The organism is Oryzomonas japonica, from assembly GCF_008802365.1.
Classification (GTDB): Bacteria; Desulfobacterota; Desulfuromonadia; order Geobacterales; family Pseudopelobacteraceae; genus Oryzomonas; species Oryzomonas japonica.
In genome coordinates, this window is record NZ_VZQZ01000011.1 from 95,857 (window position 1) to 119,282 (window position 23,426).

16 protein-coding genes, 1 tRNA gene and 1 pseudogene are annotated in these 23,426 nt (G+C 56.9%); 8 read left to right on the forward strand and 10 right to left on the reverse strand.

Annotation, left to right across the window (positions count from 1 at the left end; all coding sequences use genetic code 11):
- Window positions 1-136: 136 nt before the first annotated feature.
- The gene (locus tag F6V25_RS17190; RefSeq protein ID WP_151129524.1) at window positions 137-3,577 is read right to left on the reverse strand and encodes an ABC transporter substrate-binding protein; all 3,441 of its coding nucleotides are present in this window, start codon (window positions 3,575-3,577) and stop codon (window positions 137-139) included.
- 256 nt (window positions 3,578-3,833) lie between these two features.
- On the opposite strand from F6V25_RS17190, the pseudogene F6V25_RS17330 reads away from it, so the two are divergent.
- A pseudogene (locus F6V25_RS17330) lies at window positions 3,834-3,929 on the forward strand (transposase); the annotation flags it as partial.
- Between the two features lie 235 nt (window positions 3,930-4,164).
- Here F6V25_RS17330 and F6V25_RS17335 read toward each other — a convergent pair.
- Window positions 4,165-5,358: a S53 family peptidase gene (locus F6V25_RS17335; RefSeq protein ID WP_246167070.1), complete on the reverse strand. Its 1,194-nt coding sequence runs from the start codon at window positions 5,356-5,358 to the stop codon at window positions 4,165-4,167.
- 796 nt (window positions 5,359-6,154) lie between these two features.
- Here F6V25_RS17335 and F6V25_RS15490 point away from each other — a divergent pair.
- From F6V25_RS15490 to F6V25_RS15510, 5 genes are all read left to right on the forward strand, one after another.
- On the forward strand, window positions 6,155-8,782 hold the full coding sequence (locus tag F6V25_RS15490) for a response regulator (RefSeq protein WP_151129526.1): 2,628 nt from the start codon (window positions 6,155-6,157) through the stop codon (window positions 8,780-8,782).
- Window positions 8,779-10,137 (forward strand): sigma-54-dependent transcriptional regulator, encoded by a 1,359-nt coding sequence (locus F6V25_RS15495; protein WP_151129527.1) that lies wholly within the window; start codon window positions 8,779-8,781, stop codon window positions 10,135-10,137. Before F6V25_RS15490 ends, F6V25_RS15495 begins: the two co-directional genes overlap by 4 nt.
- A gap of 226 nt (window positions 10,138-10,363) precedes the next feature.
- The gene (locus F6V25_RS15500) at window positions 10,364-10,585 is read left to right on the forward strand and encodes an Os1348 family NHLP clan protein (RefSeq protein WP_151129528.1); all 222 of its coding nucleotides are present in this window, start codon (window positions 10,364-10,366) and stop codon (window positions 10,583-10,585) included.
- A 71-nt stretch (window positions 10,586-10,656) separates the two neighbouring features.
- The gene (locus F6V25_RS15505; RefSeq protein WP_191966229.1) at window positions 10,657-12,276 is read left to right on the forward strand and encodes an Lcl domain-containing protein; all 1,620 of its coding nucleotides are present in this window, start codon (window positions 10,657-10,659) and stop codon (window positions 12,274-12,276) included.
- 210 nt (window positions 12,277-12,486) lie between these two features.
- Complete coding sequence (locus tag F6V25_RS15510) at window positions 12,487-14,358, forward strand: TIGR03768 family metallophosphoesterase (RefSeq protein ID WP_218043562.1); 1,872 nt, start codon at window positions 12,487-12,489, stop codon at window positions 14,356-14,358.
- Window positions 14,359-14,595: 237 nt separating this feature from the next.
- Here F6V25_RS15510 and F6V25_RS15515 read toward each other — a convergent pair.
- The 3 genes from F6V25_RS15515 to F6V25_RS15525 form a co-directional block, all read right to left on the reverse strand.
- Window positions 14,596-14,670 (reverse strand) — tRNA-Gly (locus F6V25_RS15515).
- Between the two features lie 80 nt (window positions 14,671-14,750).
- Window positions 14,751-16,136 (reverse strand): threonine synthase, encoded by a 1,386-nt coding sequence (gene thrC, locus F6V25_RS15520; RefSeq protein WP_151129530.1) that lies wholly within the window; start codon window positions 16,134-16,136, stop codon window positions 14,751-14,753.
- A 73-nt stretch (window positions 16,137-16,209) separates the two neighbouring features.
- Window positions 16,210-16,824 (reverse strand): YdcF family protein, encoded by a 615-nt coding sequence (locus F6V25_RS15525; protein WP_149309417.1) that lies wholly within the window; start codon window positions 16,822-16,824, stop codon window positions 16,210-16,212.
- A gap of 82 nt (window positions 16,825-16,906) precedes the next feature.
- Here F6V25_RS15525 and rpmB point away from each other — a divergent pair, with 82 nt between their 5' ends.
- Complete coding sequence (gene rpmB / locus F6V25_RS15530) at window positions 16,907-17,098, forward strand: 50S ribosomal protein L28 (protein WP_149309415.1); 192 nt, start codon at window positions 16,907-16,909, stop codon at window positions 17,096-17,098.
- 113 nt (window positions 17,099-17,211) lie between these two features.
- Here the strand turns inward: rpmB and F6V25_RS15535 are convergent, their stop codons facing one another.
- From F6V25_RS15535 to F6V25_RS15555, 5 genes are all read right to left on the reverse strand, one after another.
- Window positions 17,212-17,592: a Rid family detoxifying hydrolase gene (locus F6V25_RS15535; protein WP_151129531.1), complete on the reverse strand. Its 381-nt coding sequence runs from the start codon at window positions 17,590-17,592 to the stop codon at window positions 17,212-17,214.
- Window positions 17,589-19,739: a RelA/SpoT family protein gene (locus tag F6V25_RS15540; RefSeq protein WP_151129532.1), complete on the reverse strand. Its 2,151-nt coding sequence runs from the start codon at window positions 19,737-19,739 to the stop codon at window positions 17,589-17,591. The genes F6V25_RS15535 and F6V25_RS15540 overlap by 4 nt, the downstream gene beginning before the upstream one ends.
- Window positions 19,740-19,839: 100 nt before the next feature.
- Entirely contained in the window at window positions 19,840-20,049 is a 210-nt protein-coding gene (gene rpoZ, locus F6V25_RS15545; RefSeq protein ID WP_149309409.1) for a DNA-directed RNA polymerase subunit omega, read from the reverse strand.
- Between the two features lie 60 nt (window positions 20,050-20,109).
- The gene (gene gmk, locus F6V25_RS15550; protein WP_151129533.1) at window positions 20,110-20,718 is read right to left on the reverse strand and encodes a guanylate kinase; all 609 of its coding nucleotides are present in this window, start codon (window positions 20,716-20,718) and stop codon (window positions 20,110-20,112) included.
- 265 nt (window positions 20,719-20,983) lie between these two features.
- Window positions 20,984-21,862 carry a YicC/YloC family endoribonuclease gene (locus F6V25_RS15555; protein ID WP_151129534.1) on the reverse strand — a complete coding sequence of 293 codons (879 nt, stop codon included), beginning with the start codon at window positions 21,860-21,862 and terminating at the stop codon, window positions 20,984-20,986.
- A gap of 228 nt (window positions 21,863-22,090) precedes the next feature.
- On the opposite strand from F6V25_RS15555, the gene F6V25_RS15560 reads away from it, so the two are divergent.
- Complete coding sequence (locus F6V25_RS15560; RefSeq protein WP_151129535.1) at window positions 22,091-23,395, forward strand: aminotransferase class I/II-fold pyridoxal phosphate-dependent enzyme; 1,305 nt, start codon at window positions 22,091-22,093, stop codon at window positions 23,393-23,395.
- Window positions 23,396-23,426 lie beyond the last annotated feature (31 nt).

Here is a 23,426-nt window from a genome sequence, read left to right on the forward strand (position 1 = left end):
AGCCATCGTTTTTTGGTCAAAGCTTTAGTCAAAGTCAGGGGCTGCATCCTGATAACTACTTGAGATAGTCGGCTATATTATGGAGCGGGAAAGGGGATTCGAAATCGTCATTTCGGCGGGAATGGTTTATTTAGTTCTAATGAATCTTCTGTATTGCCTCTTTCAATACTGACAGCTTATACGGTTTCTGGATGAATCCCGCCAAGCCTTTACCAGCGAATTTTTGTGTAACTTCATGTTCGCTGAAGCCGCTTGACATAATCACCTTCACATCTTGTTTGATCTGTCTCAGTTCCCGGAAACATTGCTCTCCGTCCATGTGCGGCATGGTTAGATCTAAAATGACAAAGGCGATATCGGAGTTTTGCTTGAATATTTCAACAGCCTCTCTGCCATCATTAGCTGTGATCGTGGTAAAACCAAATTCCTGCAACATTTCTTTGCCGATGCCTCTGATAGTCTCTTCGTCATCTACCAGCAGAACTTTCCCTTTGCTTTTCCAGTCGTCTTTGTAATTGTCGTTATTGAATATCTCTGACGGTTTGTTTGATGCGGGCAAGAGAATCTTAAATGACGTGCCTTTACCCAATTCACTGTAGACTTTTATTGCCCCTTTATGTCCTCTTACAATGCCGAGCACAGCGGCCATGCCCAATCCTCTACCAGTAAACTTTGTAGTGAAAAATGGGTCAAAAAGCTTTGCCTGGGTTTTATCATCCATACCACAGCCGGTATCGGCAATTTCCATATAGACGTATAGGCCTTCTGTGATGTTTTCCTCCAGCCAAACCTTTTCCAGATAGCTCTCATCGCAGTCCATGCATCCTGTGGTAATGGCGATGACTCCGCTTTTTTCGCCAATTGCTTCGGATGCGTTAATGACCAGATTCATGACAATTTGCCGCATTTGGGTAGCGTCGGCCTCTACAGTAGGGAGATGCGGGCTAAGGTTGAGACGGAGCACTGCTTTTTTGGATATTGACACCTCTAACATATGAAGCATCTCTTCCAATAGTCGGTTCATATCTAGGTTTTCAATTACAAACTTCCCTTTGCCAGAATATGCCAGCATTTGTTTGGCAAGGTCGGCAGCACGTGCTGATGCCTGTTCGATTTTGTGCAGGTTTTCAATGGAGGGTGATTCTGGATTCAGTCTCAGCAATGCGAGGTCTGCATTGCCCATTATTGTCATCAAAATATTATTGAAATCGTGAGCTATGCCTCCAGCTAGCACCCCGAGGCTCTCCAGTTTTTGAGAATGAAGGAGCTGTTTCTCAAGATTTATGCGACTTTCTTCAGCCTGTCTGAGTTCGGTGATATCAAGTACTGAGCCGGTTGCACCTACATATTCGCCATCAAGGTTGTACATTGCGTTAATGTAAATCAGTGCTGAAATTATTTTACCGGTCTTTGAGAGATACCTTTTTTCAAGGGAGTAATGGTCAATTTCATGATTCATTATTTTATTGACCATCTCAATACATTTTTCGGCATCGTCTGGATAACTCACATCGGTAATACTCATTCTTCCGACAAGTTCTTCTGCTGAATATCCTACCAAATTGCTGAAAGCTTCGTTTACTTCAGTGAATTTTAAATTCACGTCCGTAATAGCCACTCCAATCAGTGTATTGTTGAAGAGGGTACGATAATGTGACTCTCCAGTGCGAATAACTTCTTCCGCATGTCTGCGTTCGGTAATGTCTCGGGTTATTCCCAGTAGAGAGATAATATCCCCCTGTTCGTTGCGAAATGGAACTGCGTGGGTTTCCAGCCAGACGTGCCTGCCTTTGAGACCGGTGATCTCAAATTCGAGTATTCCGGGGATTCCATGAAAAACCTGCTCTGTAAGAGCCATGAAGGCATTTCTGTATGAATCGGTAATCAATGAGTAGGCACATTTTCCTTTTACCTGTTCAAAAGAATCAGCCTCAACCATATCGAGACCGGCCCGGTTCATCATGAGCAGGTTGCCCCTGTTATCAAGCATTTTGATGCACTCTGGCTCAGAATCAATTATTGTCTTTAAAAACCGCTCGCTAGCTTCCAGCGCCTCTTTGGTCTTCTGCTGCTCGGTAATATCCTGAATTATCCCAAATAGCCGTAATATTCGACCATCGTTATCAGACTCCAATCGCCCAAGGCCATGAACCCAGCGTTTGGCTTTGTCGCTATGCCGTTCAATCTGATATTTCTTATCGAAGTATTCACGATTTTGAAGGATACGTGTTTGCAGATATGAAGACATCTCCTCTCGTTGGTCTTCGCATATGAGATTCAACCAACCGCTGACATCCCGTGCATAGTTTTCATCTATGCCGAAAATAGCGTCCAATTCTTCTGAGCTCGTCCACAGACCTGTTGTTAAATCGAAGGTGTAGTGGCCGACATGGGCCACATGCTGGGACGCCTTCAGTAACGTTTCACTGTAGCGTAACGCGTTTTCCGCCGTCTTTCGTTCCCCAACCTCTTTTCTCAAACGGCGCTGAATAGTAAATAATATGAGCATAATTACCAGTGAAACCGAACTGATACTGCCGACTACAACGACAATTCTCCGTAATTTGGGTGCTTCGCTCCCTAGGTAAGGATCATATATAAAACCTTCAAGAAAATTCGTATTATCAGCCATACCGACTTTAACAAAAATATCCGCCATATGCTGCCAGCGCCCAGGATTCATGTGACCCATCTCTACAAGATCAGGTAATATGAGTTGCCGCATGGTATCAGCTTCGAATTGTAGATGTTCTCTCGTTTTTTTTACGTTGTATTTGGTTATGAGCAGATCTATAAGTTCATCACGATGAGACATAGCGTACTGCCAGCCGCGGAGTGTGGCACTACGGAATGCTTTGACACGCTTGGGATGCTGTTTTAGCTCCTGCTCGCTGGTGAAGAGGATGTCGCTGTAGAAGTCTATACCGTAATTGATGGGATTGATGACCACGAAATCCACGCCTTTCTGCTTCAGGAAGAATGGTTCGTTGGTCAGGTATGAATTGAAAGCTGTAACTTTGCCGGTGGCCAGGTCGTTAATGTCAAAACTGCTCGGTTGGATATTTACCTTTTCGGGATTTATACCTTCATTGAAGAACATGGCATAAAAGTCAGCGTCATTTTGCTTATCCATGAGCATGACTTTTTTACCAATCAAATCATGAGGAGAGCTTATGCCCGTATCAGTTCTCGCTAGCAACACCGATGCAGAATGCTGAAATATTGCAGCCAATGCGACAAGAGGTTGCCCATGCAATCTCTCATGCAAAAGTTCGGCGTTGGCTTCTGCGTATTGAGCACGGCCGGCAAGGACTTCCTGAACAGGAGTTTTGCCGGGTGCCCCTTCATGTAAACGTACATCCAGTCCTTCTTCTTTGTAGTAGCCCTTCTCGATAGCGGCATAATAACCAGCAAATTGGAACTGATGTTTCCAGCGGAGTTGGAAATCAATTATCTGAGGTGGCTGCTTGGTGCGTGCATCATCAGCATTGCAAACAATCGATGTTAAAATGACTCCAAGGAAGGATGCCAGTGTTAAAAGCTGGGCTATTAATTGTTTCGACCTAGAATGGATCATCCAATGTCCTTGGTGGAGCATTTCAGTGATGTATCAGGATATTTTATCGGGTAGCGAGATTAAGTTTCGTGTGACTAGCATACTGGGTTCTCAAATAAATGATGTAGTTCAGTAAACCACCGGCTCTGCCGGTGAGACTTGAAAAGGCTCTGCCGTTCCAGCAGCACTTCCTCATGAGGAAAACACGGAAGGGTATTCAACAGGAGGAAATGTTATGCGAGAGTGGTAGAGTTTATCCCATGTAAAATGGAAGTGCAAATACCATGTGGCAATCGTCCCAAAGTATCGTAAGAAGGTGTTTTATGGACGGCTTCACGGAGAAGTCGGAAAGATCATCCGTCAGGTGTGTTGCCAGAAGGAAGTGTTATATCGCTCGGTAAATAATTTACTTCAAGATTCCATTGTGTTTTTAAAGGGTGGTCCAGAAATAGCTCGACGGTGTTCAGCCATTACACTCTCATCCCCTCTTTTCGCCGGGGCTGGGCCGGACATCTCCTTTTACCGAAAGCGAAGGTGGCAAAAACGAAGAGGGATACCTTGTTCAGCATCCCTCTTCTGTTCCTACACTGAGTCCGTTCGGGGCCAAGCTATTTGCCGTACAGCCCCCAGATACTGCCGATGCCGGTCACGAGATCATACCCCGTCTTGCAGCGGTTCTTCCCCGCCGAGCCGGAGATTATGTCGCGGAAATCGTTCGATGCACCGGGATTAGCTGAGCTGGTATTCATATTCGCGTAGACAGTGGTTAATTCAGAGGTAGAACTGATGGCAAAGCCGTTGGTCGAAGCCGCGAGGTTGAAGATGCCGGCCAGCGACGGTGAGGCGACGCTGGTCCCGCCGAACACATACCAGCCCCCCTGCCAGTAGACCGAGACGCCCGTGTTCGGGTTGGCATCGAACGACACGTCCGGCGTCCCCCGCTTGCTCCCTACGATCCCCTGGACAGCGTCCTGATACGTCGGCCGGGGCACGAACTTGCTCGTGCCGCCGCCACTACCGCTCCAGGCCGTCTCGCCGAGGAAGACACCAGTTGAACTCATGTTGAGCGTGGTCCCGCCGGCAGAAACGACTTTCGCCGAGGCGCTTGGCCAGATGACCTTCCCGCCGGAATCGCCACTCGCAGCAAAGTAGACCACGCCGGGGGCGGTGAAGTGGCTGTCGTAGGCAGTCTCACTAGAGAATTCGCCCGACCCCCAACTCATGGACACTTCCTGGACCCCGGATATCGTGCCGGCCACGTCTACTGCAGCGAGCAGGTTGCTGTTGCTGTTTGATGCCGCCTCCACCAGGACGATCTTAGCCGTGGGTGCCATCGCATGGGCCCACTGGATATCGAGCGCAGCCTCTTGTGACCAGCCGGAGTTGTAGGCTGGCTTGGTCCCATTCGCGTAGACGACCTGCAGGACATTGCCGCTACCCGTCTCCTGGGGAAGCCCGTAGGAGGCCGAGAAGGCGTTGAAGTCGGCTACTGCCGTCGGGTAATCGTACGCGTCAACGATGACAATTGTCTGCGCCCCTTGCGTCTGGCCCAGCGTGTAGGATGGAAGATTATAGGCCGTCCTAATGGCGGCAGGGCTCATCCCTGCCGGGGAAATCCCTCCCGACAGCGGATACATCAGCAGGAGATGGTTGGTATGCGACCGGTGGCCGACATCCTGGTCACGCTCCACGGACGAGTCGGGCCAGACCACCATGCCATTCGGAATCCCCTGGGCCCAGCCAGGGATCGCCGCAAGCACCCCTGCCAGCCCGCACAACAAACCCACCATTCTCATTCTCATGTCATGTCCCTTTCCCAGCCGTTCACGGGGCTGACATCTCCCCTGCCTGTCATGTTTCTCCTCATACCTCTCATCTGCCGTTAAGAACAGGTCATCCGTTCCGGTTCGGCCTATATAGTGTTTACATTTTATCGCTCGCGCAAAAAACTGCAATGCATATATTCTTGCATCGCAACGGGTGGTTATTTACTGCACACGATTTGGCGAGATTGGTTCAAGTTCAAACGTTGCGGGGCCAATTCCCCGCAGTTTGCTGGTTAAGAGGGGCAAACTTCGAAGCCGACCCACAGGACGAAGGCGTAAAACTGTAGGCATTGGGACCGGCTTCACTACATTTTATCAGCATTATGAGTAACTAAGACACCTATGATATCTTAGTAAAAATTATCTCATTGTGAACCGGCTTTGGACTTTGACCCGTGATCGGCGCAGATCTTGACCCACCACGTCGTAATAACGCCAGGTTATAGAGGCAAGGTGGGTCAAAATTGGATGCCGGTTAACATCAGGGCACCACAGACAGACAGAGGGGGCTCCCCGGCCCCGGCCATGCCGGCAGAAAACTGGAAACCGGCCTTGCATCGGTTCCGGAGCATGCCCGAACAAAGATCGCCGGCTTCCTGATAATCGACAAGCCATTTACACAAAATTTGCACAAAACTCTGGACACGTCCGTTTCAGTTTTGATAGTAAACAACTGTCATGGTCCGAATATCGTGCAAACCGGGATGTCCCGGACGTGATCCCAATAGACGCACCGCAATCCCCCTATCTCCCGGTAACCGAGTACTCTTCTATGAACTACATTTTCGGCATGTTCATCCTGATCGCCGGGTTCATCCTTGCTCCCCCGGCCGTTGCGAGTGATCTGATCGTTTCGCGGGCCGCGCTGGAAGACCCGGCCGGCACCCTGACGATCGCCGATGTGGCCGGGCGCGAGTTTACCCTGATCGGTCCTACGCTTTCCCGGGGGCTGACCGACTCCGTACACTGGCTGCGGCTGAGGGTCCGGGCGCCCGCCAAGGGGAATGAGGTGGTACTGTTCATTCGCCAGCCTTTTCTCAACGAGGTTCGTCTTTACGAGGCGGATGCGGGGGCTCCGTCGGGCTGGAAGACACGGGTGACCGGCAATCACTATGCTTTCGGCGCACGCGATCGCGCCAGGAATTCCCTGGGGTTTGTCGTCAGCGTGGCGCCCTCCGGGGCGACCTACTATCTTCGCCTCAAGACCAGGAGTTCGTCGCAGTTGACGGTGGAAGCCCTGGAGCCGGCCGAGGCCGAGCGCGTGGACGACCAGTTTGACCTGATGGCGGTGTTTTTCGTGACCGCCATGCTGCTGTTGCTGTCCTGGGCCCTCCACAGCTATCTGCTGGACCGGCTGCCGGTAGTCGGCCTGTTTGCCCTGCATCAAGCCATGTATACCCTGTATGGCGTGGCCATTACCGGCTATTTGGCTCCCTTTATCCCTGCCGGCCTTCCTCCGGGCGTGATGGATTGGATTATCGTCGTTGCCTACTGCGGGTCGAATTTCGCAACCGTGCTGTTCTGCCGAGAACTGTTCAAGCCCTATCAGCCCCCACAACTGGTGATGCGCGGGCTCGATCTCCTGCTGTGCGTCTTTCCCCTCCAGCTTGCGGCGATCGTCTCCGGCCATATCTTTTTGGCCATGGTTTCCAATCTGGTGCTGGTCAGGGTGACATGGTGGTATTTTGTCGCCACGACCTTTACTCTGCGGAGTGAAAGCACCCCGAGCCGCCGTTCGCTGCGATTCTTCTTCGTTGCCGTCGCTTTCATTTTCACCCTGTTCTGGATTGCCAACCGCAGCACCCCCGCCAGCTTGCGGGGAAACACCAGCTACGGCAGGCAGGTGCTGATCATCAACGGCCTGATCATCGGCAGCATATTCGCCATGATCTTGAACACGCGTTCCCGCAGGCTGCAACAGGAGGCACAGCGGGCCGCCCTGGAGTCGCAGGCGAAATCGGAGTTTCTCGCCATGGTCAGCCACGAGATCCGCACCCCACTCAACGCGTTGGTCGGATTCAGCGGCATGGCCCGCACGGCAACCGACCCCGCCCGGATCGATCAGTACCTAGCCATCCTCGAACAATCGTCGCGTTCCCTGATGGAACTCGTGAACGATATCCTGGACATGAGCAAGATCGAGGCGGGGCGGATGGAGTTCGAGACCGTGCCGTTCAATCTGCGGCAGCTCGTCGCCGGTCTGGAGGAGCAGTATCGCCCCCTGGCGGACCGGAAAATGCTGGCCTTCCAGGTCGGCGTAGCCGAAGATGTGCCCACCTGGGTCCTCGGCGACCCGCTCCGCCTGCGCCAGATCCTCGCCAACCTGCTGGCCAATGCCGTCAAGTTCACCGAAAGCGGCGCGGTATCCTGCACGGTCAGCCAGGCCGGACGACCGGCGGAGGGGGGCCGGCCCCTGGTCCGCTTCGAGGTGCGGGATACCGGCATCGGCATCCCTGAGAACGGCCGCACCCTGCTCTTCCAGCCCTTTCGTCAACTCGACCCGACGATTTCCCGCAAATTCGGCGGCACCGGCCTCGGCCTGGCCATCGTCCGCAACCTGACGGAGATGATGAAGGGAAGTCTCACCGTCGACAGCCGGATAGGAGCGGGAAGCTGCTTCGCCGTCGAACTGCCGCTCTGGGAAACGGAACCGGCGCCGGATGGCCGTCTCGCACCGGCCGTGGCCCCGGCGCCCCGTGCGGTCCTGGTGGTGGAGGACAACGGATTCAACCGCAGACTGTTGGGAGATATCCTGGACTCCTGGGGCCAGGAGGTTACGCTGGCGGAAGACGGCTTGCAGGCGTTGCAGTTCATGGAGCAGCGGCGTTTCGACCTGGTCCTGCTGGATATCCGCATGCCGGATATCGACGGCATCGAGGTTGCCCGCCGCATCAGGCGCCGGGAAGAAGAGCGGGACGAAACCCCCGTGCCGGTCATCGCTATTACGGCCGATGCCGATGCGACCACCCGCGACGCCTGTCATGCCGCGGGGATCAATGGGGTACTGGCAAAACCGGTGGTCCCCGAGCAGCTAGCCCAGGCCATGGCCGCGTTCGGGGGAGAAACCGCCGCCCCGCCGCCCGGCGGGGAACCGCAGTTGGACGCGCAGACCCGGAACGACCTGGCCAGCAACCCGGAGCGCGCCCGGCAGTACCGGGAGATGCTGCTGCAGGATATCGACGGCGAGCTGCGGAGTCTGCAAACCGCCCTGGAACGCGACGACCGCAGCGGACTCGTCCGGGCCGCCCACACCCTGAAAGGTCTGTGCGGACACCTGGCAAACCGGGAGCCGGCCGAACTTGCGGCCTGGTTGCAGCGGCATGCCCCGTCCGCCCGGCCCGAACAACTGCAGCCGGTGGTCGAGAAACTCATGAAACGGATGAAGGGTGGCTATCCATGAACAGTGGCGCACGGATACTGGTGGTTGACGACAAGCAGAGCTTTCGCTTCATGGTCAAGGGATACCTGGACGATGCCGGATACCGGACGGCCTGCGCCGCCGACGGGGCCGAGGCCCTGGCGAAGCTGGAAGAGGGGCGCTTCGACCTGATGCTGTCCGACATGGTCATGCCGGGGATGGACGGGGTGGCGTTGTTGCGGCGGGTGCGCGCGGTCCGCCCGGAGCTGCCTTTCGTGCTGGTCACCGCCCACGGCAGTGTCGACAGCGCCGTGGCGGCTATGAAAGAAGGGGCCGGCGACTACCTGCTGAAGCCGCTCAACCGGGAGGAGTTGCTGGTGGTGGTGGAACGGCTGCTCGAAAACGCCAGGGTGCGCCACAGTTATGACCGGATGCTGGATTTCGAGCGGGAAAAGTTCAGCTTCCAGAGCATGACCAGCCATTCGCCGATCATGGGCAGAGCGCTCGCCGCGGCCCGGCAGGTGGCCGCCTCTCCCCGCACCACCGTCGCCATCTACGGCGAGAGCGGGGCGGGAAAAGAGGTCATGGCCCGAGCCATCCACGTGGCATCCGGGCAGAACATGGCCAGCTTCATAGCCGTCAACTGCGCCGCCATCCCGGAAACCCTGCTGGAGAGCGAGTTGTTCGGCCACGTCAAGGGGGCCTTTACCGGCGCCGACCGTGAACGCGAGGGGAAATGCAGCCGGGCGCACGGCGGCACCCTGTTTCTGGACGAGATCGGTGACATGCCGCTGTCGCTCCAGCCGAAACTGCTGCGCCTGCTGGAAGAACGGACCTACGAGAAGGTCGGCTCCGACCGCCAGATCAACGCCGATTTCCGGGTTATCGTCGCCACCCACCGTAACCTGGAGGAATGCTGCGGCCGGGGGACCTTCCGCCAGGACCTCTTCCACCGGCTCAACATCTTCCCGATCACCATCCCGCCCCTGCGGGAGAGACGCGAGGATATCCCGCACCTGGCGGAACATTACCTCAAAAAATTCCGGCAGCATCAGGGCAAACAGCTTCCCGGCCTTTCCCGGATGGCGCTCGACCTGATGATGACCTACGACTGGCCCGGCAATGTGCGCGAACTGCGCAACCAACTGGAATATGCCACCATCGTCACCGGCGGGGACCTGATCCGGCCCGAGCACCTGCGCCTGCAGGAGCATTTTCAGGCGCAAACCGGGGAGGCGTCCGACGACCGGATCTCCCTCAACCTCACCTTCTCCCCCGACGAATTTTCTCTCGACGCCGTCACGCGCCGGGTTATCGAGTGGGCCCTGGCCAGGAGCAACAACAACAAATCCTCCGCCGCACGCCTGTTGAAAGCCTCCCGCAAGCTGTTCTACTGACCCCGGAAGCGCCCGTCCGCCGACCTTTCGACCGCCACCTCCCACCAATTGCCCCAAACGGGACAACATGTCCCCAGCCGGACAGAATCATCCCGCCCTATTCCGCTAACAGTTCGAATTACAACGACCAATAGATCCGGCACGGATTTCGCGACCTACCTCATGCAGCAGTTCTGCTCGGGGCGCAATTGTCCCGCAGGGGACAGATGTGCGACGGGAGGCGGCAATGTCACAGGAAGCGGTCGAAAAGGTGCTGGGGCGTTTGATCACGGACGGGCAGTTCCGCCGTCTGGCGACCGAATCCCTTGAGGCGGCCAGCATTCAGGCGGGGTATCGCCTGTCTCCGGGAGAGCTGCGGTTGTTGTCCGGCAGCCTGGAATTCCAGCGTATCTCCGAACTCGCCGAGCGGCTGAACCCGGGGCTGTGCCGGACCGGCGGCTGCCCATGAGTGCGTCATGTATATCGGCCCATCGGCCATCTGTCATTGACAGTGTAAATCCATCTCAGGAGGCTTGGAACATGAAACATATGCTGGTGCTGGCTCTTATGTTATTGGCAGGAATCTCGCTCTCCGGCTGCAGCGGAGACACCCCCTCGCAGACGCAATCGCAACAGGCGCAGATAACGGTCCTGCAGAACCAGCTATCCGCCGTGCAGACGCAATTGTCCAGCGCAAAGGCGGACGGCTCGGTGTACAACGCCGGGATCACCACCGCGATCAACTCGCTGAAGCAAACGGAAAGCGCGTTGGCCACGCTTGCCGGGCAGCCCGCAAACTCCAACGCCACGCCCCTGACGACCGCCGCTAATCAGGTCCTTGTGCTCCAGTCCCTGGCTGCCAGCCTCTCGTCGGATACCTCCGCCCTGTCAGCCGCGTACGCCAACGCACAGGCGAGCATCGCCAGTCTGACGACACAACTGAACGCCGCCAACGCCCAGGTAACCAGCCTGACGGCACAACTGGCGGCAAGCGAAAGCACTAACAGCACCCTGTCCGGCCAACTGGCCGCCGCCAACGCCCAGGTGACCACCCTGACCAATCAGATAGCCACGTTGCAGACGCAACTCGCCAACGCCAACGACACCATCGCAACGCGGGACGCGACCATCGTTTCCCTCAACAGCACCATATCGACCCTCCAGGCGCAGATCAGCGCCATGGTCGCCACCCCGGTAGCCATGAGCGCAAGCGCCCTGACCGCCGCCGTCTCCACCGCCATTACCGTCACCGCCACGTTCCCCAGTACGGAAAACGGTAAAACCGCCACCTTCACGGCAACGGGCGGCAACCTGCTGACGACCCCGGCTAACGTGACTATTGCCGGCAACACCGCCTCGACGACCTTCAACTCCGCATCCCCCGGCACGTTCAACATCTACGTGGTGGACGGCCTGCACGCGGGCGGCGCGATAGTGACCATCACGGCAACTCCCGCGCCCACCTACGGCATTTCCGGCACCATATCGCTGAACGGCGCGGGGCTTCAGAATGTGGCCGTCGCTCTGACGGGAGCCGCCTCAGCCGCCGTGTTGACCGACGCCAACGGCAATTACAGCTTTGCCGGGCTGCAGAACGGCAGCTATACCGTGACCCCATCACGGTCCGGGTACAGCTTCCAGCCGTCCTCCCGCGCCGTGACTGTCAGCAACGCCAATGTCACCGGCCGGGACTTCACCGACATCATCACGGCGACCTACAGTTGCAGCGGAACCCTGAGCCCGCTCGGCCGCTGGTGCGACAACAACGACGGCACGGTCCGGGACATGACCACCGGCCTGCTCTGGCTGAAGAACGCCAACTGCGCGGCCACCCTCGGCGGGGTGACATCCGGGGCGGGCACCACGTGGGCAGACGCCCTGACCTGGAGCAGTTATCTCGCGAGCGGCAGTTGCGGCCTGAGCGACGGCTCCTACGCCCGTGACTGGCGATTGCCGACGATAGGTGATCTTTCGGCATTGCTCACCGGCACGGAGCCGGTATTGGCCAGCACGCCGAGACTTTTTACCAACATCCAGAGCGATTTTTACTGGTCGTCCTACAGCTTCGGCGACGGCAATATCTGGGAGGCCTACATGACCAACGGCACCGGGGGCAACTTCCCCGCGACCAACGTATACTACACCTGGCCCGTTCGTTGACCCCCGGCTCCTCGAACCTTTGATGCGGCGGTCCGTTCTTCGGGGCACCAGCACCCGCCGAACGGACCTCTTCCCGGATAATTTCAGATTTTGAACACGCCTCGACCGTTCACGTTGCGACCCGCAATCGCCCTAACGAACGAGGTGGAGCTACCCATCGAGCAGGTGCTTTCGCACGCAGCCGGACACACAAAAAGGAGGAGCATCATCGTGAGCAAAGACCCGGAACAGAGTATTGACGCGGCAATGGACAGCAGCATGACCCGGCGGGACTTCATCAAGGTCTCGGCCGGGACCATGGCCTGCATTTCGTTGGGTTCATTGACGTTTAGCTGCGGCACCACCAGCGCGGCCCAGACCGCGGGCTACCCGATTGACTCCACTGTTTCCACGACACTCCAGCGGACGATCAAGTACACCACCATATCGCCGGCGCAAATTGCCGCCACGAATCTCAAAAATATTGCCAGCTATGACACGTACGGGTACGGCGCCTGGAGCTACGGTGCCGCTCTCGTTTCCGAGAAACGCAACGATCTCATGGCCACGGCATACACCTATCCGGCGGACAGCAGCGCGTCGAAGGTGCTGGTGAGGTTCTTCGCCATCACCGATATCCACATCATCGACAAGGAATCCCCCTCCCAGGTAATTTACCTGGAAATGCTCATGGGCAAGGAGACCTCTACCTATTCCCCAACCATGCTGTACACGACCCAGGTGCTGGACGCCGCCATCCAGACCGTGAACGCCCTGCACAAACAAACCCCCATCGACTTCGGGATCTCGCTTGGGGACGCCAGCAACAGCACCCAGTACAACGAGCTCAGGTGGTATATCGACGTCATCGACGGCAAGGTCATTACCCCCAGCTCCGGCGCCCACGCGGGGGCCAACAAGATCGATTATCAAAAACAGTTCAAGGCGGCGGGGCTCAACCCGGCGATCCCCTGGTATCAGGCCATCGGCAACCACGATCATTTCTGCATCGGCTCCATCCCGCTGGACGCCGGCGGCCTGCGCGACAGCTATACCAGCAGCGAAGTCGTCGCCATGGCGAACACCCTCGCCTACCCTAACGACATCTACAACACCGGAAATCACCAACTCTACTATATGGGGGTCATCGACGGTTCCACCCCGAACGGCGATGTCGTAAAAGCCGGAAAGGTGGGAGACTTCGCCACCCCTCCCACGGTGGTCCCGGACCCGGATCGCCGCTCGCTGACTAAGCCGGAATGGGTAAATGAATTTTTCAAGACGTCCACCGCGCCGGTCGGCCACGGCTTCAACCTGGTTCCTCCCGGGCAGGAAAAGGGCTTTGCCTGCTACAGCTTCGTGCCGAAAGCAACAGTTCCCCTCAAGGTTATCGTGCTTGACGATACCCAGCGGGAAGACGACGGTTCCACCGGCATCCACGGCCGCGGCTTTCTCGACAGCGCCCGCTGGAAATGGCTGAAGGCCGAACTGGCCGCCGGTGACGCCGCCGGGCAGTTGATGATCATCGCCGCCCACATCCCCATAGGCGTCGAGGTAAAGAACTCGTTCATGGAGTGGTTCGATAACTCGGCAAACCCTTCCAGCATGCAGAATGCGGTGGATCTGCCGGGGCTCTTGGCCGAACTGCACAGCCATCCGAACCTCCTGATGTGGATGGCCGGTCATCGCCACGTCAATGCCGTCAAAGCGTTTGCCAGCGATGACGCCGCCAAGCCGGAGAGAGGCTTCTGGCAGGTCGAAACCTCGTCGCTGCACGACTTCCCCCAGCAATTGCGCATGTTTGAGATCAAACTCAACAGCGACTACTCCATCTCGATCGTTGCGACCAACGTCGATCCCGCCGTCAAAGCGGGCACGCCCGCCGCGACCGCACGCAAATACGCCGTTGCGGCGATGCAGATAGTCAACGCCCCGGACATCGTCCAGACCTCGGCGCCGCTGATAAATCCCGCCGACCAGAGCGTGATCGGCACGGACCCGAGCATTCGCCCGATGCCCACAGGTTCGTACAATGCCGAGTTGTTCGTGCAATTGAGCGCCGAAATGAAGACGAAAATGCAAACCTTGTTCCCCAGCCTTTAGGCGCCGGGGGATGTGCGGTGGCGTTGGTGCGGCACAAACAAAAAGGGCTTACAGATCATCTCTGTAAGCCCTTGCTTTGTTTGGCACCCCAATAATGACTGTTCTGAGAACAGGATATTATTGACGACTCCCACGTACCCTTTGGAACGGGAAACAGGATTCGAATCCAGCGAGCCCAGAGGAAGGATTTTGGACACTCCAAAAGAGCTAGCCTTTGAGCTAACCCACTAATTTTGTTGGAGCGGGAAACGGGATTCGAACCCGCGACCTTCAGCTTGGGAAGCTGACACTCTACCACTGAGTTATTCCCGCGATGGACTTGTATAAATGCCAAGAGATGGGCATTTTGTCAACAATTTAATTGCGGTCTTGCCCTCTTTTCGAAAATACGCCTACCCGATGGTGGCCACAATGAATTCACGGACTGCAGCCAAGTCGGCATCCATCACCTTGCAACGGGTCGGCAGCCCCTCCAAAGCGGCGATGGCGGGCGGGACCGGCGCCGGTGTACCGGTGGCCTTTTCCACCGCATCGCCGAACTTGGCCGGATGGGCCGTGGCAAGGCAGACGCGAAGGGAGTCGCCGGGCAACTGCTCCAGAGCGGCGCGCACCCCGACCGCGGTATGGGGGTCGAGCAGATAGCCGGTTTCCTTGTAGAAACTGCCGATGGTATCCAGGGTTTGCTCCTGATCCACCGAGGCCGAGCAGAAATCGCGACGCACCTGGGCCATCTCTTCGCTGCTGAAGGTGATCCTCCCCTTTGCCTTCAGTTCGGCAAAGGCAGCCCGCACCCGGGCCGGGTCTTCACCATAGAGATGGAACAGGTAGCGCTCGAAGTTGGAGGCCACCTGGATATCCATGGAGGGGGACAGGGTGGAGACCACGCCGGCCAGGGAGTAATCGCCCTGGTTGACAAAACGGGTCAGGATGTTGTTCTCGTTGGTTGCCAGCAGGAGTTTTTCAATGGGCAGCCCCATACGTTTGGCCACGTAGCCGGCAAAGATATCGCCGAAATTGCCGGTGGGGACCGAGAAAGAGACCGGCGCCTTGCCGTCCTCCGTTACCCGCAGCCATGCATAGACATAGTAGACCACCTGGGCCAGCACCCGCGCCCAGTTGATGGAATTGACGGCGCCGAGGGCATACTTTTCCTTGAACTCCAGGTCGTTGAAGAGCGCCTTGACCATATCCTGACAGTCGTCAAAGGTGCCGCGGATGGCGATGTTGTGGACATTGGCATCGGTGACGGTAGTCATCTGCAGGGCCTGCACCGGCGAGGTCTTACCGTCGGGATGGAGAATAAAGATGTTGATCCCCTTCTTGCCCCGCACCCCGTGAATGGCGGCGCTGCCGGTATCGCCCGAGGTTGCGCCGACGATATTCAGGTTTTGCCCCCGTTCGGCCAGGATATATTCGAACATATTGCCCAGGAACTGCAGGGCAACGTCCTTGAAGGCCAGGGTCAGGCCGTGGAACAGCTCAAGGATGTAGACGCCGTTTTCCCTGACCACCGGGGTCACCGCAGGGTGGGTAAAGGTCGCGTAGGAGCGGTCGATCACCCCCTTCAGGTCGGCGGGGGGGATATCATCCACAAAACGGGAGATGATCTCGAAGGCCAACTCCGGGTAGGAGAGCCGCCGCCAGGCGTTGAGCTGCTCCAGGGTAATCCTGGGGTAGGATTCAGGCAGGAGCAGACCGCCATCGGTGGCCAGTCCCATCATGACGGCATCCTTGAAGGGGATTGGCTGAATGCCACCGCGCGTACTGAGGTAACGCATGTTGTGATTCCTTTCGGGCTTTGGCTGAAGCAAAAAAAGAATTTAGCAGAAATTCGTCGATTAGGGAAGAGTCTCAGCCGCCGGAAGCTCCGGGCAGGATGCTCTCGCGCAACTCGCCTGGCACAAGCAGGAAGAAAAAACGAAACATGCAGTATTTGTAGAATTCGCTGAACAGGAGGTGAAAGCTGCCGCCATGGTTCCACCAGGCCTCTTTGAGATTTTTGCTGTCAACCGGATAGGGGTAGATGGCGACATCCTTGGGCAGTGCGTTGCGGAAGAGGATCGCGGCCCGCTTCATGTGATAGCGCGAAGTGATGAGCACGATGGAGCGGACGTCGGCACGCATGATGACGTCACGGCCATAGATGGCGTTCTCCAGGGTGTTGCGGGAGGCTTTTTCCAATATTACCCCTTCGGACGAGGGGTCGCCGGTCTGGGGGCGATAGAGGTCACCCTTGCGGACGGAGGGATCGACTCCGATCAGGAAAAGATGGCTGCCCCGTTGTTCCCGGTACAGCCGCACCCCCTCCTCCACCCGCCCCTTGCCGCCGGCCAGCACCACGATGGCATCGGCCTTAACCGGCCGTTGCCGGTAGGAAAAGGTCTTGTAGGTAAAGTCGATGAACAGTACCGCCACAACGATAAACAGGATAATTACGAGCGTTATGAAGGCCTTGATGATATTCATGTGTTGTCCAATTTTTCCCTTGCAACCGGCCAATTAATCTGCTAAAAATCTTTTTTCAGCAATTAATGGAGGTTACCACCATATGTCAAGAAAATGTGAAATCTGCGGAAAAGGCCCCAGCTTCGGCAATAACGTAAGCCATGCCAACAACAAGACCCGTACCGTCTGGCATCCGAACATCCAGAAGGTCAAAACCGTTAAAAACGGCACGGTTGCAACCATCAAGGTCTGCACCCGCTGCATCCGTTCCGGTCTCATCACCAAAGCGCTTTAATCGCGGCGGTACATCAGCCGCTTGAACGGTCTGCGATTTGAAGCCGTGGCACATCTGCTGTCCACGGCTTTTTATCGTTCCCACTGGAGGCTGACGCCTCCCTCCCACCGCTATCACGCCAGAGCGACGACCTCGATCTCAACCAGCGCGCCGCGGGGCAAACCTTTGACCGCCACAGTCGAACGGGCAGGTTTGTGATCGCCGAAACTACGGCCGTAGATCTCGTTCACTACAGCAAAATCCCCCATATCGGCAAGGAAAATGGTGGTCTTGACCACCTGCGATAACCCCACGCCGGCAGCAGCCAGCACGGCGGCAATATTCGCCATCACCCGTTCGGTCTCCGCTGCCACGCCCCCCGTTACAAACTCGCCCGTTGTCGGGTCAAGCGCTATCTGCCCGGAGCAGAAAAGCAGCCCATTGGCCCTGATGGCCTGTGCATACGGCCCGATAGCAGCAGGGGCCTTGTCTGTCGCAATTGTTTCGCATGTCATTGTTTTAGCCTCTCCACTTTGATGACACCCTTGATCTTCATAATAGCGTTCATCACCTTCCGCAGGTGCGCCAAGTCGCTGACGTTCACCTCGAAGGTATTTTCGCCACGCTGGTCAATGGTGCTCTGAATATGGGCACTGGCGATATTGGCCTCGCTGTTGGTAATGGCCATGGTGATGTTTGCCAGAATACCCTTGACGTCATGACAGATGACCTTGATCTTGACCGGAAGGGAGGTGGTTTTGATCTTGTTCCAGGCCACATCGATCTGTCGTTCGGGATCACTCTCCAGGGCGAATTTGCAGTCCGCGGTGTGGATCGTGACCCCCTTGCCGCGGGTGATAAAGCCGATGATCTCGTCTCCCGACACCGGATTGCAGCACTTGGCGAAGCGGACCAGCACATCGTCGACGCCGCTGATCTCCACCGCACTGGACGACTTGCCCTTGAGCTTGTTGATGACCGCCGAGAGCCGCGACTCCTTGCGTTCGGTCCGTTCCTGCAGCTTTTCCGCGGGCACGAGCTTCCCGATGATCTGGCCGCTGGAGATCTTGCCGTAGCCCACCGCCGCCAGCAGGTCGTCGTCTCCGGCAAAACCGAACTCCCCGGCAATCCTTTTAAAATCCCCGGCCTTCTGAATTTTCTGCAGATTTATGGAGTATCTGCGGAAATCCTTTTCACAGATTTCGCGCCCCAGAACGATGCTCCGCTTGCGCTCCTCGATCTTGATCCAGGCTCGTATCCGGTTGCGGGCCCGGGAGCTGTGGACGATCTTGAGCCAGTCCTTGCTCGGGGTATGGTGGGGTGAGGTAATGACCTCGACGATATCGCCGTTCTTCAGTTCGTACTTGAGCGGCACCAGCTTGCCGTTGACCTTGGCCCCCACACAGCGATGCCCCACGTCGCTATGCACGCTGTAGGCAAAATCGATCGGTGTGGAACCCTTGGGAAAACCCTTCACATCCCCCTTGGGGGTAAAGACGTAGACCTCCTCGGGAAAGAGATCCACCTTGACCGAATCCATGAACTCCTTGGAATCCTGGAGTTCCTGCTGCCACTCCAGCAGTTGCCGCAGCCAGGCAAAACGCTTGACCTCCTTCTCGTCGTACCCCTTGCCCTCCTTGTACTTCCAGTGGGCGGCAATGCCGGCATCGGCCACGCGGTGCATCTCGTGGGTACGGATCTGCACCTCCATCCTGTCGCCGTGGGGGCCGATGACCGTCGTGTGCAACGACTGGTACATGTTCCCCTTGGGCATGGCGATGTAGTCCTTGAAACGCCCTGGAATCGGCTTCCAGGCCGAATGGATCAAACCAAGCACCTCATAGCACTCCCGCACGTCTTCCACCAGAATGCGGATGGCCAGGAGGTCGTAGATCTCCTCGAATTCAACGTTGCGCTTCTCCATCTTGCGATAGATGGAGTAGAGGTGTTTGCTGCGGCCGGAAACCTCGCCGGGGATTCCCTGGAAGGCCAGCTTGTCGGAGATGATCGATTTTGCTTCCTCGACGTATGCCTCTCGTTCCTTCTTCTTCATGGACACCTTGCGGGCCAGGTCGAAGTAAAGATCCGGGTTAAGATAGCGGAACGCCAAGTCCTCCAACTCCACCTTAACCCAGGATATGCCCAGACGATTGGCGATGGGGGCGTAGATATCCATCGTCTCCTGGGCGATGGTGCGCTGTTTGGTTTCGGGCTGGAACTCCAGCGTGCGCATATTGTGCAGGCGGTCGGCCAGTTTGACCAGGATGACGCGGATATCGTTAGCCATGGCCAGAAGCATCTTGCGAAAATTCTCGGCCTGGCTCTCCTGCTTGGTCTTGAAGTGGATCTTGCTGATCTTGGTGACCCCATCCACCAGCTTGGCCACCTCTTCCCCGAACATCTCCACCAACTCTTCGTAGGTCGTCAGGGTATCTTCGATGGTATCGTGGAGAAAACCGGTGACGATGCTGGGGACGTCAAGGCGCAACTCGGCCAGCAGGCCTGCCACCTCCATGGGATGGATGATGTAGGGCTCCCCGGACAGGCGCGTCTGGCCTTGGTGTACCTTGGCGCAGTACACATAAGCCTTGCGGATGATATTGAGATCAGCCGTTGGGTTGTACGCCGTTACCGTATCGAGGATGTCGTTGAGTCTGATCATGCGCCGTTTCTACTCGCAGGACGAAAAGGATCGGAAGGTACGGGGATGGATACAAAAAGGGTGAAGTCGCACCATTTGCGATTTCACCCCAGTACGGCGATTAATGGGCTTGCTGCTTCTTGTTGATTTCGAAGTTGACCTTGCCGGCGGCGATTTCCCGCAACGCGGTTACCACCATGCGGTTGTTCTTTGCATCGATAAGCGGATGAGCCCCTTTGTAGAGCTGTTTGACCCGCTTGGAGGCCAACATCACCAAAAGAAAACGGTTATCGACCTTTTTGAGGCAATCTTCAACGGTTACCCGTGCCATAGCGTTACTCCTTCCTGCTACTGATAGAAAAATGGAACGTTATTTTTACATGATTTCATCTCAAATATCAAACAATTTCGCCACCTGCTCCAGCATTCGGGAGGTCCGGCGACGATGGGCCAGGACGATGGCCGACAGTTCCTCGGCGGCATCCTCGAAGCGGTCGTTGATGACGATGTAATCGTACCAGCGGCACTCCTTGATCTCATCCGCGGCCCGCGCAATACGGCGCTCGATAACCTCACGGGCGTCCGACGAACGGCTCTCCAGACGATGCCGGAGCTCTTCCATGGTAGGTGGCAGGATGAACACGAACACGCCGCCGTCGAGGCGTTCCTTCAGAATCATCGCCCCTTGACAATCGATATCCAGCACCAGATCGATGCCGTTGCGGCGGGCATCCTCCAGGGTATGCAGCGCCGTGCCGTACAGGTTGCCGTGCACTTCAGCCCATTCGGCAAAGGCATCCTCGGCCACCATGCGTTCGAATTCGGGCCGGGAGACGAAAAAATAATCCTGGCCATCCACTTCACCGGCCCGCGGCGGCCGGGTCGTATAACTCACCGACTCCCTCATGGCCGGAAAACGTTGCAGGAGTTCATTACAGAGAGAGGTTTTGCCGGCCCCCGAGGGAGCCGATATGATGAGGATCAGGCCTTCGCGTTTCATGGAACATCCTTCCCGGAAATTTTGCAGAGGGTAGCACAGAACAGCCGCAAAAGGAAAGTTCCACCCGAAGGGCCGCCCATTTTACCCTCATGATTCACGCGTTATACGAATCTTAAGTATTAATCAGGCTGCTGAAAAGCCTAGGTTGTTCAAAAATAGTCAGATCGTCGCACCCGCAGAAAGCCCCGCGGAGGCGTAGCAACGCTACGCCGCACAAGGCGGTTTTCGAGGATGGCGGCGAGATGGCTGTTTTTCAACAACCTCTTTATTCGATGTTCTGCACCTGCTCGCGCATCTTCTCCATCTCGGCCTTGATCCGGATGACCAGCGAGGTGATCTCGGCATCACTGGATTTTGAGCCGATGGTGTTGACCTCCCGGTTCATCTCCTGCATCAGGAAGTCCAGCTTGCGCCCCACCGGCTCCGGGAGGCGCAGCGCCTCGTCGAACTGAGTGAAATGGCTGGCGAGTCGGACCAATTCCTCGGTCACGTCGCATCGGTCGGCCATCAGGGCCACCTCCTGGGCCAGACGCGCCTCGTCCATCTCCGTCCCCTCCAGCAGTTGCTCCAGACGCGCCTTCAACTTCTGCCGGTACTCGATCACCACCGCCGGAGTACGCTTCCTGATCTGGGCAGTCCATTCCGCTACCTGGGCACGCCGGGCCGCCAGATCGGCCGTCAGCGCCTCACCTTCCCGTGTCCGCATGGCGCCCATCGTCGTCACGGCAGCCTGGACCGCCGACAGGAGCTGATCGCGGTAATCGTCCTCGGTAAGGGTCGTACTCCCCTCCCGCAGGACCCCCTTCTGGGCGATCACCAGGGAGAGCGGCACCTGGCCCAAGAGCCCCAACTCGCCCGCCAGGTGATTGAACGTGGTGAAGTAGGCCCGCGCCAGGGCCGTGTCGATCCGGGGCAGCGATTCACCGGCCAGAGCCTCCTCCCACTGTACGGAAACATCTATCTTGCCCCGCTTGAGCTGGGCGGATACGGCCCGTTTGACCTCGTTTTCCAGGGCCATGAAACCGCGCGGCATCCGCACCGACACCTCGCCGTAGCGATGATTGACCGAACGGATCTCCACCGTGAAGGTTCCCTGTTCTGCTGTTGCTTCTCCCTTGCCGTATCCGGTCATGCTCTTTAGCATCGAGGCACCTCTTTCCATAGTAACGTCACAACTGCGGACCATACAACATCCCAAGCGTTTCATCAACGACAGGTTTGAAGATGCAAAATGTTCCGGTTGCGGGAGGTGGTTTCCTCATATTCCCTATTGACAAAGCTGAACCGGTACTGTTCAATTATATCTTTACGGTTTGGAACCAATTAGGATTGTGTGTGAGACAATCTTCAAATCAGCTCCAGGAGGAACGCAATGAACCCATTGGCACAAGAACTGAATGACCTGCTTGCCCAGCACAATCCGTATGTTTTGGAAATGCTGTCCGATCTCGGCAAGAACCTCTTCTTCCCCAAAGGCATCCTGACCCAGTCGGCCGAAGCCAAGGGGAAGGCGCACAAATACAACGCCACTATCGGCATTGCCACCGAAAACGGCGGGCCGATGTTCCTGTCGTGTATCCAGGACAAGCTGTCCGCGTTTGACCCCAAGGATATCTTTCCCTATGCCCCCCCGGCTGGCAAGCCGGAACTGCGTTCCCTGTGGCGGGAAAAGCAACTGCGGGAAAACCCGAGCCTTCAGGGCAAGCATTTCAGCAACCCCATCGTCACCAATGCCCTGACCCACGGTCTTTCCATCGTCGCCGACCTGTTCATCGACAAGGGGGATCACCTGATCCTTCCCGACATGCTCTGGGGCAACTACAACCTGACCTTCGGCACGTGCTGCGGCGCGATCGTCAAGAAGCACCCGACCTTTACCGTGGCCGGCGGTTACGACATCGACGCCTTCAAGGCGGTTCTGAAGAACAGCGCCGAAGAAAAGGGCAAGGCCGTTGTCCTGCTCAACTTCCCCAACAACCCCAGCGGCTACACCCCAACCGTGGCAGAGGGCGATGCCCTGGTGGCAGCCATCAAGGAAGTGGCCGAATCCGGCTGCAACATCGTCGCCGTGACCGACGACGCCTACTTCGGCCTCTTTTACGAGGATAGCCTCAAGGAGTCCCTGTTCGGCAAGCTCGCCAACCTCCATCCGCGCATCCTGGCGGTAAAACTGGACGGCGCCACCAAGGAGGAGTTCGTCTGGGGCTTCCGTACCGGGTTCATCACCTTTGCCGACGGCAACGAATACGAGAACACACCGGTCATGACCGCTCTGGAGAAGAAGACCATGGGGATCATCCGTGCCCGCATCTCCAACTGCCCCCACCCCTCCCAGACCTTCGTCATCGAGGCGCTGCGTTCGCCCCAGTTCCTGGCCCAGAAGGAAGAAAAATTCCAGGTCATGAAGGGTCGCGCCCTGAAAACCAAACAGGTCCTCAACAGCGGCAAATACGACTCGGCCTGGACCTATTACCCGTTCAACTCCGGGTATTTCATGTGCCTGAAGCTGAAACAGGTGGATGCCGAAAAGCTGCGCGTCCACCTGTTGGACAAGTACGGGGTCGGCGCCATCTCCACCAGCAAGACCGACCTGCGCATCGCCTTTTCCTGCATCGCAGAGGAGCATATCCCCGAGTTGTTCGACATCATCTACCAGGGTGTTCAGGACCTGACCTGAGGCACGGTTTGGTCAGATAATCCACAGGAAC